The 16,499-nt window shown below is 63.3% G+C and carries 12 protein-coding genes and 1 pseudogene; 3 read left to right on the top strand and 10 right to left on the bottom strand.

Going from position 1 to position 16,499, the window contains the following annotated elements; translation table 11 throughout:
• Positions 1–27 precede the first annotated feature (27 nt).
• The 10 genes and pseudogenes from CH293_RS28550 to dnaA form a co-directional block, all read right to left on the bottom strand.
• A complete protein-coding gene (locus CH293_RS28550; protein WP_255122792.1) occupies positions 28–1,575 on the bottom strand; it encodes a DUF3566 domain-containing protein in 1,548 nt (515 codons plus the stop codon).
• Positions 1,576–4,122 carry a DNA gyrase subunit A gene (gene gyrA / locus CH293_RS10475; RefSeq protein ID WP_019665049.1) on the bottom strand — a complete coding sequence of 849 codons (2,547 nt, stop codon included), beginning with the start codon at positions 4,120–4,122 and terminating at the stop codon, positions 1,576–1,578.
• Positions 4,123–4,184: 62 nt separating this feature from the next.
• Entirely contained in the window at positions 4,185–6,224 is a 2,040-nt protein-coding gene (gene gyrB / locus CH293_RS10470) for a DNA topoisomerase (ATP-hydrolyzing) subunit B (protein ID WP_094720253.1), read from the bottom strand.
• Between the two features lie 288 nt (positions 6,225–6,512).
• On the bottom strand, positions 6,513–7,703 hold the full coding sequence (locus CH293_RS10465) for a PDR/VanB family oxidoreductase (RefSeq protein WP_037109989.1): 1,191 nt from the start codon (positions 7,701–7,703) through the stop codon (positions 6,513–6,515).
• Positions 7,691–8,608, bottom strand: a complete 918-nt coding sequence (locus CH293_RS10460) for a metal-dependent hydrolase (protein ID WP_094720142.1) — start codon at positions 8,606–8,608, stop codon at positions 7,691–7,693. The genes CH293_RS10465 and CH293_RS10460 overlap by 13 nt, the downstream gene beginning before the upstream one ends.
• Before the next feature lie 185 nt (positions 8,609–8,793).
• A complete protein-coding gene (locus tag CH293_RS10455) occupies positions 8,794–9,342 on the bottom strand; it encodes a DUF721 family protein (protein WP_037109983.1) in 549 nt (182 codons plus the stop codon).
• A gap of 3 nt (positions 9,343–9,345) precedes the next feature.
• Positions 9,346–10,572, bottom strand: a complete 1,227-nt coding sequence (recF, locus tag CH293_RS10450) for a DNA replication/repair protein RecF (RefSeq protein ID WP_094720141.1) — start codon at positions 10,570–10,572, stop codon at positions 9,346–9,348.
• Between the two features lie 3 nt (positions 10,573–10,575).
• Positions 10,576–11,511, bottom strand: a pseudogene (gnd, locus tag CH293_RS10445) (phosphogluconate dehydrogenase (NAD(+)-dependent, decarboxylating)); the annotation flags it as partial.
• 59 nt (positions 11,512–11,570) lie between these two features.
• Positions 11,571–12,755, bottom strand: coding sequence for a DNA polymerase III subunit beta (gene dnaN, locus CH293_RS10440; protein ID WP_026347784.1), 1,185 nt, complete (start codon positions 12,753–12,755; stop codon positions 11,571–11,573).
• A 627-nt stretch (positions 12,756–13,382) separates the two neighbouring features.
• Complete coding sequence (gene dnaA / locus CH293_RS10435) at positions 13,383–14,915, bottom strand: chromosomal replication initiator protein DnaA (protein WP_037110128.1); 1,533 nt, start codon at positions 14,913–14,915, stop codon at positions 13,383–13,385.
• A gap of 677 nt (positions 14,916–15,592) precedes the next feature.
• Here dnaA and rpmH point away from each other — a divergent pair.
• From rpmH to yidD, 3 genes are read left to right on the top strand one after another with little or no spacing between them, the layout of a single operon-like run.
• A complete protein-coding gene (rpmH, locus tag CH293_RS10430; protein WP_026347786.1) occupies positions 15,593–15,736 on the top strand; it encodes a 50S ribosomal protein L34 in 144 nt (47 codons plus the stop codon).
• A 31-nt stretch (positions 15,737–15,767) separates the two neighbouring features.
• Positions 15,768–16,160, top strand: coding sequence for a ribonuclease P protein component (rnpA, locus tag CH293_RS10425; protein ID WP_080732964.1), 393 nt, complete (start codon positions 15,768–15,770; stop codon positions 16,158–16,160).
• On the top strand, positions 16,161–16,499 hold the full coding sequence (gene yidD / locus CH293_RS10420) for a membrane protein insertion efficiency factor YidD (RefSeq protein WP_094720140.1): 339 nt from the start codon (positions 16,161–16,163) through the stop codon (positions 16,497–16,499).

The following is a 16,499-nucleotide window of genomic DNA, read 5'->3' as shown; positions in this document are numbered from 1 at the left end:
CGATCCGGCACTCTCGAGCGACCTGATTCAGTCCCGATCCGCGAGGGTTACTTCGACGCCCCCGACCAGGTCGGAAGACAGGTTGTAGATGAACGATCCGATGGTCGTCAACGCCGTGAACAACACCACGTTGATGACGCCGATCACTGCGGCGTAGCCGAATACCTGTCCGGCACTGACCAATCCACCGTCACCCGACTCGGACACGATGTCGGTGAACGCACTGTTCAAGCGATCCCAGACACCCATCCCGTCGAGAACCGCGTACAGCAGCCCGACTGCGACCATCCACACGAAGAACAGCGACACCGCGATGACGAGGGAGATCTTGAGCGTCGACCACGGATCGATCTTGCGCAGTTGAATCGTGGCACGCAGAGGAGTTCCGTCCTCTCGCGCCGCAATAGCGACCGGCTGAGCGATCTGCTGCGTCTCCGACGCCGGTGCCGTGTGCCGGACCTCCGACAGATCCGGCATGTCCTTCGCCAGATCCTTGCGTTCGATGTGCCGCGTCGGTCCGTCGATGCCTGCAGCCTTCGTCTTGGCGGCTTCGCGACGCTGTGAACTGTCCGCCGAACTCTCGGCGCTCACTGCGGCAGTGGCAGCCGCTGCGGACCCTGCCTGGGTCCCGCGACGATCGTCGCCTGGCTGTCCGGACTGTCCCGGCTGGCTCGGTTGAGCGCCCGGTCCGACGGGCGGGAGCGTTCCGCCGCGCGCCGACAGGTTGGTCTGCGGCTGGCTCTGTGCGGCGTTCGCCGGACCGCGCTGCCACGGAGGTGCGCCCTGCCCCGAAACCTTGCCCTGACCCGAAGCACTGCCCTGACCCGAACCGTTCTGGACGGGCCCACTGCGCACCGGTCCCGGACCGTTCTGGTAGCCACCCGCCGGCGGCTGTGTGACGTCACCCGCACCCAGTGGATCGAACGGACGCTCGTTGTCCACCCGTGGCGCCGCCTCGGTGGGCGGCTGCTGGGTAGCAGCGGAGCGTGCCGGTGCGGGCGGACGCGGCTGATTCTGCGGCGGCGCCTTCGGTGCCTCGGCAGGACGCTGGTTCTCCGGGGGACGCTGGTTCTCCGGGGAACGCTGAGGTGCCGATGCCGGAGCTTGCTGAGTCGTCGGAGCCTGCTGAGTCGTCGGAGCCTGCTGAGGTGTCGGCGGCTGAGGCGCAGTCGGCCGCTGGGGAGACTGAGCTTGGGACTGCTCGCGCGCCGAGCCGTCGGACGTCCTGACGGATTCCGAAGCACCTCCCTGACGTTCGGGTGCCTGACGTTCGGGTGCTTGACGCGCCGGCTGATTCGGCGGTTGCCGATCGCCGCCGGCGGGACGCGCACCGTTCCCCTGTTGAGGGCCGGCCTGCTGTGGAGCGGGCTGCTGTGGAGCGCCCTGCTGGGACCCCGCACCCTGTTGAGGGCCGGCCTGCTGAGGGGCCGGGGCACCGGGTCGCGACGGAGGACGCCCGCCACCGTTCTGCGGCGTTCCGGGGCGAACCGCCGGCTGCGGCCGCGCAGAGGTGCGTGGCTGCTCGGCGTCGCTGGGCGGAACGGGCCTGCTGCCAGGCCTGTTGGGAGTGCTCACTTACGACTCCTTCGGTGCGTCGTCTTCGTCTCCGGCGGCGCCGGGCTCGGGTTCGGCTTCGTCGGCGTTACGGGCAATAGCGAGCAGTGTGTCGCCTTCCCCGAGATTCATCAACCGAACGCCCTTCGTCTGTCGGCCGGCCTTCCGTACCTGCTTCGCTGCAGTCCGGATTACACCACCACTGGAGGTGATGGCGTACAGCTCGTCCTCGTCGTCGACGATGAGAGCCCCCACCAGGGTGCCACGCTTCGGGTCGTACTGGATCGTCAGCACGCCCTTTCCGCCGCGGCCCTGTGCCGGGTAGTCCTCCATCGCAGTGCGCTTGGAGTAGCCACCGGAGGTGGCCACCAGTAGGTACTTGCCCTCCCGCACCACGTTCAGCGACAACAGCTCGTCCTCGCCGTTGAACCGCATGCCCTGGACACCGGAGGTCGCGCGACCCATCGGACGCAGAACCTCGTCGGTTGCGGAGAAGCGAATCGACTGACCCTGAGCGGACACCAGCAACAGGTCGTCGTCGGATGACGCCAACACAGCACCGACCAGTTCGTCCTCGCCGCGGAGGTTGACCGCGACGATGCCGCCGCTTCGGTTGGAGTCGAAGTCGGTGAGCTTGGACTTCTTGACCAGTCCGCCCTTGGTTGCGAGCACCAGGTAAGGAGCGTCCTCGTAGGTCTTGATCTGAATGACCTGCGCGATGCGCTCGTCCGGCTGGAACGCCAACAGGTTCGCGACGTGCTGCCCGCGGGCCGTCCGGTTTGCCTCGGGAAGCTCGTACGCCTTGGCGCGATAGACCCTGCCCTTGGTGGTGAAGAACAGAATCCAGTCGTGCGTCGAGCAGACGAAGAACTTGCTGACGATGTCGTCCTGCTTCAACCCCGCGCCTTGCACTCCCTTGCCGCCACGCTTCTGCGAGCGGTAGAGGTCGGTTCTGGTGCGCTTGGCGTAGCCGGTTTCGGTGATGGTGACGACGACGTTCTCGCGTGCGATGAGATCCTCGTCGTTGACGTCTCCGTCGCTGGCGATGATGCGGGTACGACGGTCGTCGCCGTACTTCTCGACGATCTCGCCGAGCTCGTCGCGGACGATCTGACGCTGACGCTCCGGCCGAGCCAGGATGTCCTGCAGGTCGGCAATGGTGCGTTCGATCTCGGCCAACTCGTCGATGATCTTCTGACGCTCGAGGGCAGCGAGGCGACGCAACTGCATCGCGAGGATGGCGTCGGCCTGGATCTCGTCGATGTCGAGCAGTTCGATCAAGCCGGTCTTGGCGTCGTCGGCCGTCGGCGAACGACGGATGAGGGCGATGACCTCGTCCAGAGCGTCGAGTGCCTTGACCAGTCCGCGCAGGATGTGAGCGCGCTCCTCGGCTTTGCGCAGCCGGTATCGCGTGCGCCTGATGATCACGTCGAGCTGATGAGCCACGTAGTAGCGGATCATCTGATCCAGACGCAGGGTGCGCGGCACACCGTCGACGATCGACAGCATGTTCGCGCCGAAGCTCGTCTGCAGCTGGGTGTGCTTGTAGAGGTTGTTCAGCACCACCTTCGCGACGGCGTCGCGCTTGATGGTGACCACGATGCGCATGCCGACGCGGTCCGAGGACTCGTCGTCGATCTTGGAGATGCCGGCCAGTTTGCCGTCGCGCACCTGCTCTGCAATCGACGTGATCAGGTTGTCCGGGTTGACCTGGTACGGCAGCTCGGTCATGACGATCGTGGTGCGGCCGTTGGAGTCTTCCTCGATCTCGACGACGCCGCGCATGCGAATGGATCCGCGTCCGGTCGAGTACGCGTCCTGGATGCCCTGCCCGCCGACGATCAAGCCATGCGTCGGGAAGTCGGGGCCCTTCACGCGTTCCATGCACGCGGCGAGGGTCGCTTCTTCGTCGGCCTCGTGGTTGTCGAGGGCCCAGAAGACGGCGTCGCCGAGTTCACGCAGGTTGTGCGGCGGGATGTTGGTGGCCATACCGACGGCGATGCCGTTGGAGCCGTTCATCAACAGGTTGGGTACCCGCGACGGAAGTACCGTCGGCTCTTGGGTTTTGCCGTCGTAGTTGGGGATGAAGTCGACGGTTTCCTCGTCGATGTCCCGCAACATCTCCATGGCGAGAGGAGTCAGCCGTGCCTCGGTGTATCGCATGGCAGCCGCGCCGTCGTTGCCACGGGAGCCGAAGTTGCCCTGGCCGTCGACCAACGGGTACCGCATGGACCAGGGCTGAGCCAGGCGCACCAGCGCGTCGTAGATCGAGGTGTCACCGTGCGGGTGGTAGTTACCCATCGTTTCGGCAACGGGGCGTGCGGATTTGACATAACTGCGGTCCGGGCGGAAGCCGGAGTCGTACATCGCGTACAGCACGCGACGGTGCACGGGCTTGAGGCCGTCGCGTACTTCGGGAAGTGCGCGGCCGACGATGACGCTCATCGCGTAGTCGATGTAGCTACGCTGCATCTCCTGCTGGATGTCGACCGGATCGATGCGGTCGCCGCCCTCGGCGTTCGTGGTCTGTCCGGGAGGCCCGACAGGAGGCTCGGTTATGTCCGACATGGAAACTCCTTCAGCGAAAGTCTAAGAGGTGTAACGAATTTCAAGAACCGCGTGAAAGTTCGTCACACGTCCAGGAAGCGGACGTCCTTGGCGTTGCGGGCGATGAAACTGCGCCGGGCACTGACGTCCTCGCCCATCAGGACACTGAACAACTCGTCCGCGGCGGCGGCATCGTCGAGGGTGACCAGTCGGAGCACGCGCACCGATGGGTCCATCGTGGTCTCCCACAGTTCCTTCGCGTTCATCTCGCCGAGACCTTTGTAACGCTGGACGCCATCCTCGATGTTGATCTTGCGCTTGTTCGCAATACCGGCCTCGAGCAGACCGTCGCGTTCGCGATCGGAGTACGCGAAGTCGGGTTCGCCACGGCTCCACTTCAACTTGTACAGCGGCGGCATGGCCAGATAGACGTGGCCGTGCTCGATGAGCGGACGCATGAACCGGAACAGCAGCGTCATCAGCAGCGTCGAGATGTGCTGACCGTCCACGTCGGCGTCGGCCATCAACACGATCTTGTGGTAGCGGAGCTTGGTGATGTCGAACTCGTCGTGGATACCGGTGCCGAACGCGGTGATGATCGACTGGACCTCGTTGTTCTTCAGAACGCGGTCGATGCGAGCCTTCTCGACGTTGATGATCTTTCCGCGGAGCGGAAGGATCGCCTGGTACATCGAGTCACGACCGGACTTGGCCGAGCCGCCGGCGGAGTCGCCCTCCACGATGTAGATCTCGGACTTGCTCGGGTCGTTGGAGCGGCAGTCGGCGAGCTTGCCGGGAAGGCCACCGATGTCCGTTGCACTCTTGCGCCGCACCAACTCTCGCGCCTTGCGCGCGGCCATACGGGCCTGAGCCGAGGACACGGCCTTGTTGATGATGGTCTTCGCGTCGGCCGGGTTGGACTCGAACCAGTGCGCCAGGTGCTCGTTGCACGCCTTCTGCACGAACGAGCGGACCTCGGTGTTGCCGAGCTTCGTCTTGGTCTGACCCTCGAACTGCGGCTCGCCCACACGAACGGAAATGACCGCGGCGAGACCCTCGCGGATGTCGTCGCCGGTGAGTTTGCCGTCCTTCTCCTTGACGAGCTTCTTGTCCGCCGCGTACTTGTTCACCGTCGAGGTGAGCGCGGTACGGAAGCCTTCCTCGTGCGTGCCGCCCTCGTGCGTGTTGATCGTGTTGGCGAACGTGTGGACCGACTCGGAATAGCCGGCGTTCCACTGCATCGCGATCTCGACCTCGTGGCCTTCACCCTTGGCGGTGAAGCCGACGACGGAGTTGTGGATGGATGTCTTCGTCTTGTTGATGTGCTTGACGAAGTCGACGAGGCCGTCGGGGTAGTGGTAGGTGCGCTTCTTGACCTTGGCAGGCTTGGCCTCGACGGCCTGAGCTTCTTCCTCGGACGCAGACTTCGGTGCCTCCGCGGTCTCCGCCAGCTCTTCCTCGCTGGCGTCGGTTGCCGCCACGCGCTCGTCGGTGAAGTTGATGGTCAGTCCCTTGTTCAGGAACGCCATCTCCTGGAGGCGACGGTGCACGATGTCGAAGCTGAAGTCGAGTGTCTCGAAGATCTTGCCGTCCGGCCAGAAGCGGACGATCGTGCCGGTGTCCTGGGTTTCGCCGACGGTCTCGAGCGGGCCTGGCTTGGCGTAGTCGTACGTCTGGGTGTAGCGGTGACCGTCGCGGGCGATCTGGAGTTCCACCTTGGTGGAGAGTGCGTTCACCACGGAGATACCGACGCCGTGCAGACCACCGGACACTGCGTACGAGTCCGAGTCGAACTTTCCGCCCGCGTGCAACTGGGTCATGACGACCTCGACGGTGGGAACACCGGAGGCGTGGGTGGCGACGGGAATTCCTCGACCGTCGTCCTTGACCTCGACGCTGCCGTCCTCGTGAATCGTGACGTCGACAGTGGAAGCGTATCCGGCCATGGCCTCGTCGACGGAGTTGTCGACGACCTCCCAGATCAGGTGATGCAGCCCTCGCTCACCGGTGGATCCGATGTACATGCCGGGCCTTTTACGAACTGCTTCCAGTCCCTCGAGCACGGTGATCGACGAAGCGCCGTAATCCTTGTTCTCGGTCTTACCCGACTTCTCGGCAGCCACGGTTCGGTTGTTCTCCTTCAGCGTCAAGGTCCCCCTCGCACCGAATGGGTGCTGCCGTGTGGGCACCGGGTGGTGCCACCGCACGAGTCTGCTCGGCCGTCCTGCCCACCCTGCGGGTAGGCCGTGACGGTGAACAGATCCGAAGGGCTTCTCTGTTACCCGTCCATACTACTGGTACGCACCGACGGCATGGGGACGATGACACCCCGAAATGGCCCCTGGTTGCCTCACAGACGCATTTTTTCGCGTCCCGACGGCAAATATGGACAGCAGAATCAGCTCCGACGGTTACAGATCGAGAACGATGCGGCCTCCCGCTGCCCGCGACACGCAGATCAGCATCTCGCTCTCCTGCTCCTCTGGGGTCAGCCGAGTCTCACGGTGTTCGGGAGTGCCGACGAGCACTCGGGTTCGGCACGTTCCGCAGAACCCCTGCTGGCAGGAGTACGCTACCGACGGCCTCACCTCACGGATCGCCTGCAACGCCGTCTGTTCTGCGCCGACGGTGATGACGTCACCGGAATCGACCAATTGCACCTCGAACTCCACACCGTTCCGAACCGGAGGCGGGGAAAAACGCTCGAAATACAGATGAGTGGCGTCGGTGCCGTCGACGGCAGCTCGCACCGCGTCGATCATCGGCGGCGGGCCACAGCAGTAGACGGCACCACCCGCCACGCGATCGAGCAATTCACTACCCGACGCGATTCCGTCCACATCATCGGTGCGTACGTTCACCCGGTCGTCGTCCAAGGCGAGGATCTCGTCGAGGAACGGAAGCGACTCCCGCGAGCGCCCCCGGTACTCCAGGTACCAGTCCATACCCGTGGCGCGAGCGGCCCGGACCATCGGCAGGATCGCGGTGATCCCGATCCCGCCTGCGACGAACACCGCCCGCCCGTCGGCGACGAACGGAAATCCGTTGCGTGGACCTGTCACGGTGACCGGCGTTCCGATTTCGAGCGCATGCATCTCCGCCGAACCACCGCCGCCGTCCGGAATGAACCGCACCGCAACGGTGTACGCGTGAGCGTCCGACGGGTCACCGCACAACGAGTACTGCCGGCGTCGACCGGACGGCAGAACGAAGTCGAGGTGCATTCCCGGAGCCCATGCCGGAAGTTCCTCGCCCGATGGACTTTCGAACTCGAGCCGGACGACCTGTTGGTCCCCGCACAGAACTTCGCGTGACCGGAGCGTCAGAGCGATGTCCCTGACTACCGGCGCAGCCGCATGACTGTCGTCGAACTCTCCGTTGTCCAGCAGCGCGAACCACTTGTCCAACGCATCGGTCACGAGAGACATCGTCTGATCGGGCACGTCGCGGCCGTACAGATCCTGCGGAACCTGACGACCCTCACGAAACGTATCGACCGTTCTCGCCATGTCGGACAACCGCTTTCGCAGCCCTGTCTTCTTCTTCGATCCCACGTGCTCGACTCTCGAATCCGGATTCGAAACCGCGGTCACCGTGCGCACGCTCGTGCGGCGGGCGAGGTTGCCAGATACTGCACGGCTTGCTCGGTCGACCCTTCGCTCGAGGGGTGGTAGTCACGGGCGAAGTAGCGAAGCGAGGCTTTCCAGATCATCTTCGGGCCAGGGAACAGACCGCGTGCGGCAACCGCGCGATAGTCGCGAAGCGACGGCCGGCGTCGCTTCGCGGGCAGGTGCGCCAGCGTCGGATCGCGATCCATCAGGTACCGAACGCCGCGAGTCCAGAACCACACGAGCGTGGGTGCGATTGCGACATAGGTGCGGATACGCCGGGCGGGGCGGACGTCGAAGTACTGCATGACCTCGAACGCCACCGAGCGGTGCTCGACTTCCTCGGCCCCGTGCCAGCGAAGCAGGTCGAGCATGGTCGGATCGAAATCGACTTCGTCCAGCGCACGCGCGTTCAGCACCCAGTCACCGAGGAACGCCGTCAGATGTTCGACGGCTGCGATCAGCGCAACTCGCTCGACCAGGCTGTTCCTGGTGTGCGTGCGCCTGTTCCCCAGCGCGCGACCGAACAGGAACTGCATCTGCTCGACGTACGGTGCGACGTCGATACCGTGGGCGGTCAACGAATCGAGCACCTGGGTGTGGGCCGTGGCGTGCATCGCTTCCTGGCCGATGAAACCGATGACGTCTTCTCGCAGGCGCTCGTCGTGGATCAGAGGAAGCGCTTCCTTGAAGGTCCGGACGAACCACTCCTCACCCTCGGGCAGGAGCAGATGCATCACGTTCACCAGATGTGTCGCGAGCGGATCGCCGTCCACGTAGTGCAGCGGCAGAGCAGACCAGTCGAATTCGACGTTTCGGGCCTGGAGCACAACGCGGTCCTCCGGCTGTCGATCGATCGCCGACCTGTCGGATTCTTCTTTGGCGTCGGGTGAGAACACGCGGTCCCTTCGTCGTAGCGGGTCGGATCACGAGCAACGATCCCGATCTCGTGGCTTGTGATCGATCACCGAATTACGCTACGCACCGAGGCTGTACAGAGCAACCAAGATCACCTTGATCCATGTGTGTGATCCAGGCAATAGGGACAATTAACAGCGTTGGTCCGCTTCGGTAGGGGTTGAATCTACCCGTACGTGTCCCGAGGCCCGCGGCCCTTGATGTGGCGGTCACCCTTACGCCAACTCTTGGTCGTGGGTCCATGGATCTTCAAGGACTTCACGACGCCGTGTCCCACTGCCGCCGCGATCTTGGCCAGAATCTGCGCTTGCATCAATCGCAGTTGCGTCGCCCACGCCGTGGACTCCGCGGTGACGCTCAGAACACCGTCCTCGAGCTTCGTCGGCGTCGCGTGTGACGCGATGTCCTCGCCGACCACCGCGGGCCACCGCCCGAGCACCGTACCTTCCGCCACCTTGTCCGACCATCCACGCTTCTGCGCGATCGAACCGGCAAGCGAACCCAGAGTCTGCGGGTCACGGTCATCGGGGCCGGCACCGGACCATCCACGCTTGCGCCGCCCTCGAAGTGCACGGACGCCTCCCTTCGGGGAAGAACGTCCCTGTCCGACAGATTTTCCGCTCGCCTTGGCGGCTGCTCGCGCGTCCTCGAGGGCACGGCGCGCCAAGTCGACGCCCTTCAGTTCTTCCGTTCCTTCACCTGATTCTTCGTTCACGTCTCATACTCCTTCGATGGAGTCGACGGTGGCGTCGATCGGGGCTATCGTCGAGATACGTTCCGAACTGTGTTGCACTGCTTCGACTTTCCATCGACGAGCATCGATCTCTGGCGGAATGTCCTCCGCCACGGCCGCGGTGATCAACACTTGCTCCGCCTCGGCCGCGACGGCGGCAAGGGCACTGCGGCGCTTGCGGTCGAGCTCGGCGAAGACATCGTCGAGCATCAAGACCGGGTCGGTACCCTCCGCCCGTAGCAATCGAAAAGACGCCAGCCGCAACGACAATGCGTAGGACCACGATTCACCATGGCTGGCAAACCCTTTCGCAGGCTGATCACCGAGAATCAACTCGAGGTCGTCGCGATGTGGCCCCACCAAACAGACTCCGCGTTCGATCTCTCGTTGACGCATCTCGTTCAGCCGGTGGAGAAACGCAGCCTCGAGCACATCGACGTCGTCGGGCTCCGGTACGCGGTCCGCCTCGGCGAACTCCGGCGGCAGTACGTCCCCCAGACTGCTTCTGTATCGCACTGCGGCAGGGCGTGATTCAGGCGCAATCGATGCATAGGACTCGGCAACCAACGGTTCGAGTTCGTGAACCAAGGCGATGCGGGCAGCCAGCAATTGGGCGCCGTGAGCTGCGAGATGACCGTCCCACACGTCGAGCGTGGCGAGCGCACTGGCACCGTCGGTCGACCGTGAACCACGCCGCAGTGCGCCACCCGCAGTCTTGAGCAACGCTGACCGTTGCCGGAGCACCTTGTCGTAATCTGCCCGCACACCCGCCATTCGAGGCCTTCGGGTGGTCGACAGCTCGTCCAGATAGCGACGTCGATCCCCTGGATCTCCTCGCACGAGCGACAGGTCTTCCGGCGCGAAGAGCACACTGTGCAGAACGCCCAGTATCTCCCGCGGTCTGCGCACCGGAGAGCGATTCATCCTGGCCTTGTTGGCTTTTCCCTCGAGCAACTCGATGTCGATGGTCAGTTCTCGACCGAGATTGACCACCGACGCACTCGCGAACGCCCGCTGTGCGCCCGCGCGGATCATCGGAGCATCGGATGACACCCGATGCGACGACAGCGTCGACAGATAGCCGAGCGACTCGAGCAGGTTCGTCTTACCGTGACCGTTCGGGCCGACGAACACCGTCGAACCCGGCTCGAGTTCGACGGTGACGTCGTCCCAGGACCTGAAGTCCCGCACGGTGAAAGAGCGAACGAACAAGATCTATTTCTTGGGATCGGGTGCGCGAAGAGTTTCTTCGGTGGACGCGCGCTTGACGGCGTGACCACCGAACTGATTGCGCAGTGCGGACACGGCTTTCATCGCCGGTGAGTCGTCCTGACGGGATGCGAATCGCGCGAACAGCGCCGCAGAGATGACCGGCGCCGGAACCGCATGCCGGATCGCCTCTTCGACCGTCCACCTGCCTTCGCCGGAATCCTCTGTGTATCCGGAGATTTCAGCGAACTCGGGATCCTCGGCCAGCGCCTGGACCAGCAGGTCGAGTAGCCAGGATCGGACAACGGTGCCCTTGCTCCACGCGCGCAGGACACCACGCGTGTCCTGCACGAGTTCCTCGGCCTCGAGCAGCTCGTACCCCTCGGCATACGCCTGCATCAACCCGTACTCGATGCCGTTGTGCACCATCTTGGAGTAGTGACCGGCACCCACAGGGCCCGCATGGACGAAACCGTCGGCCCGCTCACCCTCCGGACGAAGCGCGTCGAAAATCGGCTGAGCGCGTGCTACGTCGGCCTCCGATCCACCGACCATCAGGCCGTAACCGTTCTCCAGGCCCCAGACGCCGCCCGACACACCCGCATCGATGTAACCGATGCCCTTCTTCGCCAGCAGTTCCGCATTGGGTCCGTCGTCGGTGAAGCGCGAGTTACCACCGTCGATGACCAGGTCGCCCTCCTCGAGGGCGTCGGCCAGCCCGACGATGGTGTTTCGGGTGATCTCGCCGGACGGCACCATCACCCAGACGATGCGCGGCGCGGCAAGCGCCTGCGCCAGGCCCTCGAGCGACGGGGTGTCCGTTACCTCGGGCCGCGGGTCGTAACCGATGACTTCGTGGCCGTGCGAGCGCAACCGCTCGCGCATGTTGAAGCCCATCTTTCCGAGGCCGACCAGTCCCAGCTGCATGCGAAGTGTCCTTTGCGTCGAAGATGCTGCCGATGGTGAGGACGTCCACCGACGTCCTCACGGGTGGTACCCGATCAGCCGGGAAGACGCACCGGCATCAACAGATAGGTGTAAGCGCTCTGCGGTGCCGCGAACTTGCCCGAAGAATCCGGTACCAGTTCATCATCCGTCGTCGGCCGGAGAACCGCAGGCCTACTGGGAGTCGTGAATCCGAATGTGACCTTCTCGCTGTGCAGCGACGACAACCCGTCGATCAGGTAGCCGGGATTGAACGCGATGGTCAGAGGCTCACCCTGGAAGTCGGCGAGCAGTGCTTCCTCGGCCCGACCGGCATCGTCACCACCAGCCGACAGGAGGACGCCTTCGGAGGAGAACTCGAGGCGAACCTGCGCACCACGCTCGGCAACGAGCGCCACACGCTTGATCGCTTCGACGAGCGGTGCGATCTCCACGACAGCAACCGCCGTGTGCTCGGGTGGCAACAACTGACGGAACTTCGGGAAGTCCGCATCGAGGAGGCGCGTCGTCGTTCGACGACCTCCGCTGATGATGCCGAGAAGACCGTCGGCGCCGATCGACGATCCGGACCCCAGAGCGAGCTCCACCGGCGAACTTGCGTTGCCGGTCAACGTCTTTGCCGATTCAGACAACGTACGAGCCGGGATCAGGACCTCGGTCTTGGTCTCACCTCCGACGGGCAACCACTCGAGCTCGCGGACGGCGAGCCGGAACCGGTCGGTCGCCGCGAGGACGACCGTCGTGCCATGGATTTCGACGCGGATACCGGTGAGCATCGGCAACGTGTCGTCCTTGCCTGCGGCGACGGCCACCTGCGCGATTGCCTCGGAGAACACGTCCACCGCGATCGAACCCGTCTGCGTGGGCAGTTCGGGCAACTGGGGGTAGTCCTCGACGGGCATCGTCGGGAGCGAGAACTTCGCGCTTCCGCAGTTGATGAGCACCCGGGTGCCGTCGACGCTGACGTCGACAGGCTTGTTGGGAAGTGACTTGGTGATGTCGGCGAGCAACTTGCCGGACACCAGGACACGACCGGACGTTGCCACCTCCGCTGACACGCGGACCTGAGCCGAGACTTCGTAGTCGAACCCGGAGACGGTCAGACCTTGATCGTCCGCCGCGAGCAGCACACCACCGAGTACTGGTACCGGCGGCCTGGACGGCAGGCTACGGGCAACCCAGGCAACGGAATCGGAAAAATCTTCGCGAGCAACGCGAAACTTCAGACTTCCAAGCTCCATCGCTCGGTTTTTCCTCTCGTTCGGCAGCGGATCGTCTCGAAGGGGTCTTCGTCGAGCATCGGGTGAGCTCGTTTACCGGTGCGTCAAAGAGTCTGACACAGGCCGCGGTGATGAACACCGTATGCCCTTCGTGACCAACTTGAAAGCCGAAGATCACGACGGAACCACCGGACGCAGCCGCGGGGGCGACCCTGTGAACGGATCGGTCCCCAACACCTGTTTTAGAAGAGATTCCTTCGAAGAGAAAATCTTCTTATTAATAGGTCCTGTGGAATCTGTGCACACACACCATGCGGTGCTGGTCGTCAAGCGTGGTGTCGTGGGGATGAACTCTGAACCAATCGGTGGCCAACTCGGGACCGCCTGTGGACGAAATTCGGCGGTGCACAGGCCCTCACAATTCATCCCCAGAAGTACTCCACTATCCACATGGTTATCCACAGGTGTGAATCAATGGAGCAAAGTACGAAAAAAACTCCTCGGTACCGACTCCTGGGTTGTTTTCGGAGGCCGAAACATGACCTGGAGCACACGACATTCCTCGAGCGAAACGCGAAACGGCGCGAGCCCCGTGTCTCCGGGGTCTCGCGCCGTGATCGTTCCTCGCGTGCTGTACGAGCGCCGTCGCTATCGCTTCGAGCGCTGCTTGATCCGAGCGGTGAGCTCCTGGACCTGGTCGTACACCTTGCGACGCTCCGTCATTTCCTTGCGGATCTTCTTGTCGGCATACATGACGGTCGTGTGGTCGCGGCCGAACGTCTGACCGATCTTGGGCAACGACAGGTCCGTCAGTTCGCGGCAGAGATACATGGCTATCTGCCTGGCCATGGCCAAGGCGCGAGCCTTTCCGGGGCCACACAGGTCGTCGATGGTGGTGTTGAAGTACTCGGCCGTGACCGCCATGATCGTCGCCGCGTTGATCTCGAGGCTCGTCGAATCCGGCATCAGATCCCGGAGCACGACCTCGGCCAACGTCAGGTCCAGTGCCTGCCCGTTCAGAGAGGCGAAGGCGGTGACGCGAATCAGCGCACCCTCCAGCTCACGAATGTTGCGCTCGATTCGACTGGCGATCAACTCGAGAACGTCGTGGGGAACGTCCAGGCGATCCATTCTCGCCTTCTTGCTGAGAATCGCGATCCGAGTCTCGAGCTCGGGCGGCTGAACGTCGGTGATCAGACCCCACTCGAACCGCGTACGCAGGCGCTCCTCGAGGGTGGCCAATTGTTTCGGTGGCCGATCGGAGGACACGACGATCTGCTTGTTCGCGTTGTGCAGGGTGTTGAAGGTGTGGAAGAACTCTTCCTGGATACCTTCCTTGCCCTCGATGAACTGAATGTCGTCGACCAGTAGCACGTCGGTTTCGCGGTAGCGACGCTTGAACGCGACTTTGCGGTCGTCACGAAGCGAGTTGATGAAGTCGTTCGTGAATTCCTCGGTGGAGACGTACTTCACGCGCATGCCGGGGAAGAGTCGCTGCGCGTAGTGCCCGGCGGCATGCAGCAGGTGAGTCTTGCCCAGCCCCGACGCACCCCACACGAACAGGGGGTTGTAGGCGCGGGCGGGAGCTTCGGCGATCGCGACGGCGGCCGCGTGAGCGAATCGATTGGACGCGCCGATGACGAAGGTGTCGAAGGTGTACTTCGCGTTGAGACTTCCCGCGCCCGGGGTGGTGGTGGTTGTCTCCGGGGGCTTGGTGAAGTAGGTAGGCCACGAGTTCTGCACACTCGCGAGTGCCTCTCGCTCGTCGTCCACTTCCTCGTAGTCCGCGGTCTCCGAGTCCGACGGCTCGTCGTCGGAGCTGGTGAGGAAACGGCGCCGGTACGTCGGAGAGCTCGGCGTCTCCGGATATCCGGTCCGTTCGGGCTCGGCCTTCTCCTCCTCGGGAGCGGAGATTCTGACGCCCAGGCCTTCGACGCCCTGGCCGAGGTGACGGCCGAGTGCGTGCAGGATCGGCTCGCGTAGGTCGCGTTCGATGGCCTCCTGAGCGAAGGACGACGGCACCGCCAACAGTGCAAACCCCTGGGTCAGAGTCAGCGGCTCGACCAGCGCGAGCCATGCCTTCTGACCTTTGGTCAACGGTTGACCACTGTGCCTGTCGGACGTCAACTCCGTGACAACCTCTGGCCAGACGCGCGCCAGCGCACCCGGATCGTCGCTCACGGCGCCTCCTACTAGACCAAACCGAACTGTGCAGATTTCAGCGAAACGAAGATCGCCGAAGCGGTCATGCGGCGCTTCGTCGTCGACTAGCGTCACCGACGGCGAACGGATGCCGGCGAGTTCGAAGACGGACATTGCGCGCGCCCGGTACGAATATGCCACCTGCGGGCTGTTTCCACACAATTATCCACAGGTGTGGATGAACGACACCGGTGTTACCCACGAACGTCGAAATCCGGCTGAGAACGACCACTCATGCGATCTGACCTGCAGTGTTGCGCTCGCCGAAATTCTCGAGCTACGGAAGAAACATGTCGAGAGCGTCACCGGTACTCGTTCGAGCGGTTATTCACACACCTCTGTCCCCACCCTTGTGGATGAATTACACCGATGTAGTCTTCTGGGAGAAGATTGCTTTCGTCATTCCTGCAGGCTCCACTCCCGGTGCTTGAATCATTCCTGCAGGCTCCACTCCCGGCTGGGCGAGTTTGACCCGTCCCTTCTCCATCAGTACTCTCGAACAGTCACCCAAAGCGAGGTGACCGATGCTTGCTGGGTGTTTACAGTTCGGTGGTCGGCCTTCTCGCTGTGGGATGTAATTCGAGTTCGACCGAACTCGGTACTACCGCCAGTAGGCGCCTGGAGTGGGCGCTGAAAATTTTCGAGGAGTGTTGACCGTGGCCAAGGGCAAGCGGACGTTCCAGCCGAACAACCGACGCCGCGCGCGCGTTCACGGCTTCCGTCTTCGTATGCGCACGCGTGCAGGTCGTGCAATCGTTTCTGCGCGTCGCGGCAAGGGCCGCAAGGAACTCACCGCCTAAATCATTGTTCGTCTGAGTTACGGAGCTCGGGGTGTTACCTGAGCCGAACAGACTGCACCGCAGCGCGGATTTCTCGCGTGCCGTGCGTCGAGGCCGTCGAATGGGAAGACAAGACGTGGTTGTTCACGCGTTCGCGCGCGACGACGCACGTTCGGTCTTCTCTGTCGGCTCTCCCAGATTCGGACTGATCGTGAGCAAGGCAGTCGGGCCGGCGGTAACTCGTCATCGAGTTGCACGCCGGCTTCGGCATATCTGCTCCCAGCTCGTGGTGGATGTGCCGTCCAACACCGACGTGGTGATCAGAGCTCTACCAGGAGCTTCGGTACTGACGTCGAAAGAACTGCATCGTCAGGTCCGGTCCGGATTGAAGAAGATGGGCTACCTGGATGCATCCGGCCCCACTGCGTCGAAAGATGCATCGTAAATGAGCCTTCTCCAACTAGTTCGTTCGCTCCCGGTACGAACACTTGTCTTCTCGATCCAGCTGTACCGCAATTATGTGTCTCCGCTTCGGCTGCCTACCTGCAGATTCATCCCCACCTGCAGTGAGTACGCCGTCGATGCGTTGAAGACCCACGGTGCAATCAAAGGCTCGATCCTCGCTATCGCTCGCTTGCTCAAATGCGCCCCCTGGCACTCTGGAGGTTGGGATCCGGTGCCCGAGCGCGGTTCGTGGCGACACCGAACCTGCAGCGATGCAACACAGACTTCGACCGAAGACATCCACTCGTTCGTAGGAGTGGACGAACAGAGGAGTACATAG

Origin of the sequence: Rhodococcus sp. 14-2470-1b (assembly GCF_002259415.1) — a bacterium.
In the GTDB taxonomy this organism is placed as follows: Bacteria; Actinomycetota; Actinomycetes; order Mycobacteriales; family Mycobacteriaceae; genus Rhodococcoides.
The sequence above is the reverse complement of the archived record's forward strand: the minus strand, read 5'-3'. Positions and strand labels throughout refer to the sequence as shown.

Excerpts from the sequence above, each read along its gene's own strand:
- dnaN (WP_026347784.1), bottom strand. The coding sequence starts at position 12,755 with ATGGAGCTTGGAAGTCTGAAGTTTCGCGTTGCTCGCGAAGATTTTTCC.
- gyrA (WP_019665049.1), bottom strand. The coding sequence starts at position 4,122 with ATGTCGGACATAACCGAGCCTCCTGTCGGGCCTCCCGGACAGACCACG.
- yidD (WP_094720140.1), top strand. The coding sequence starts at position 16,161 with ATGAGCCTTCTCCAACTAGTTCGTTCGCTCCCGGTACGAACACTTGTC.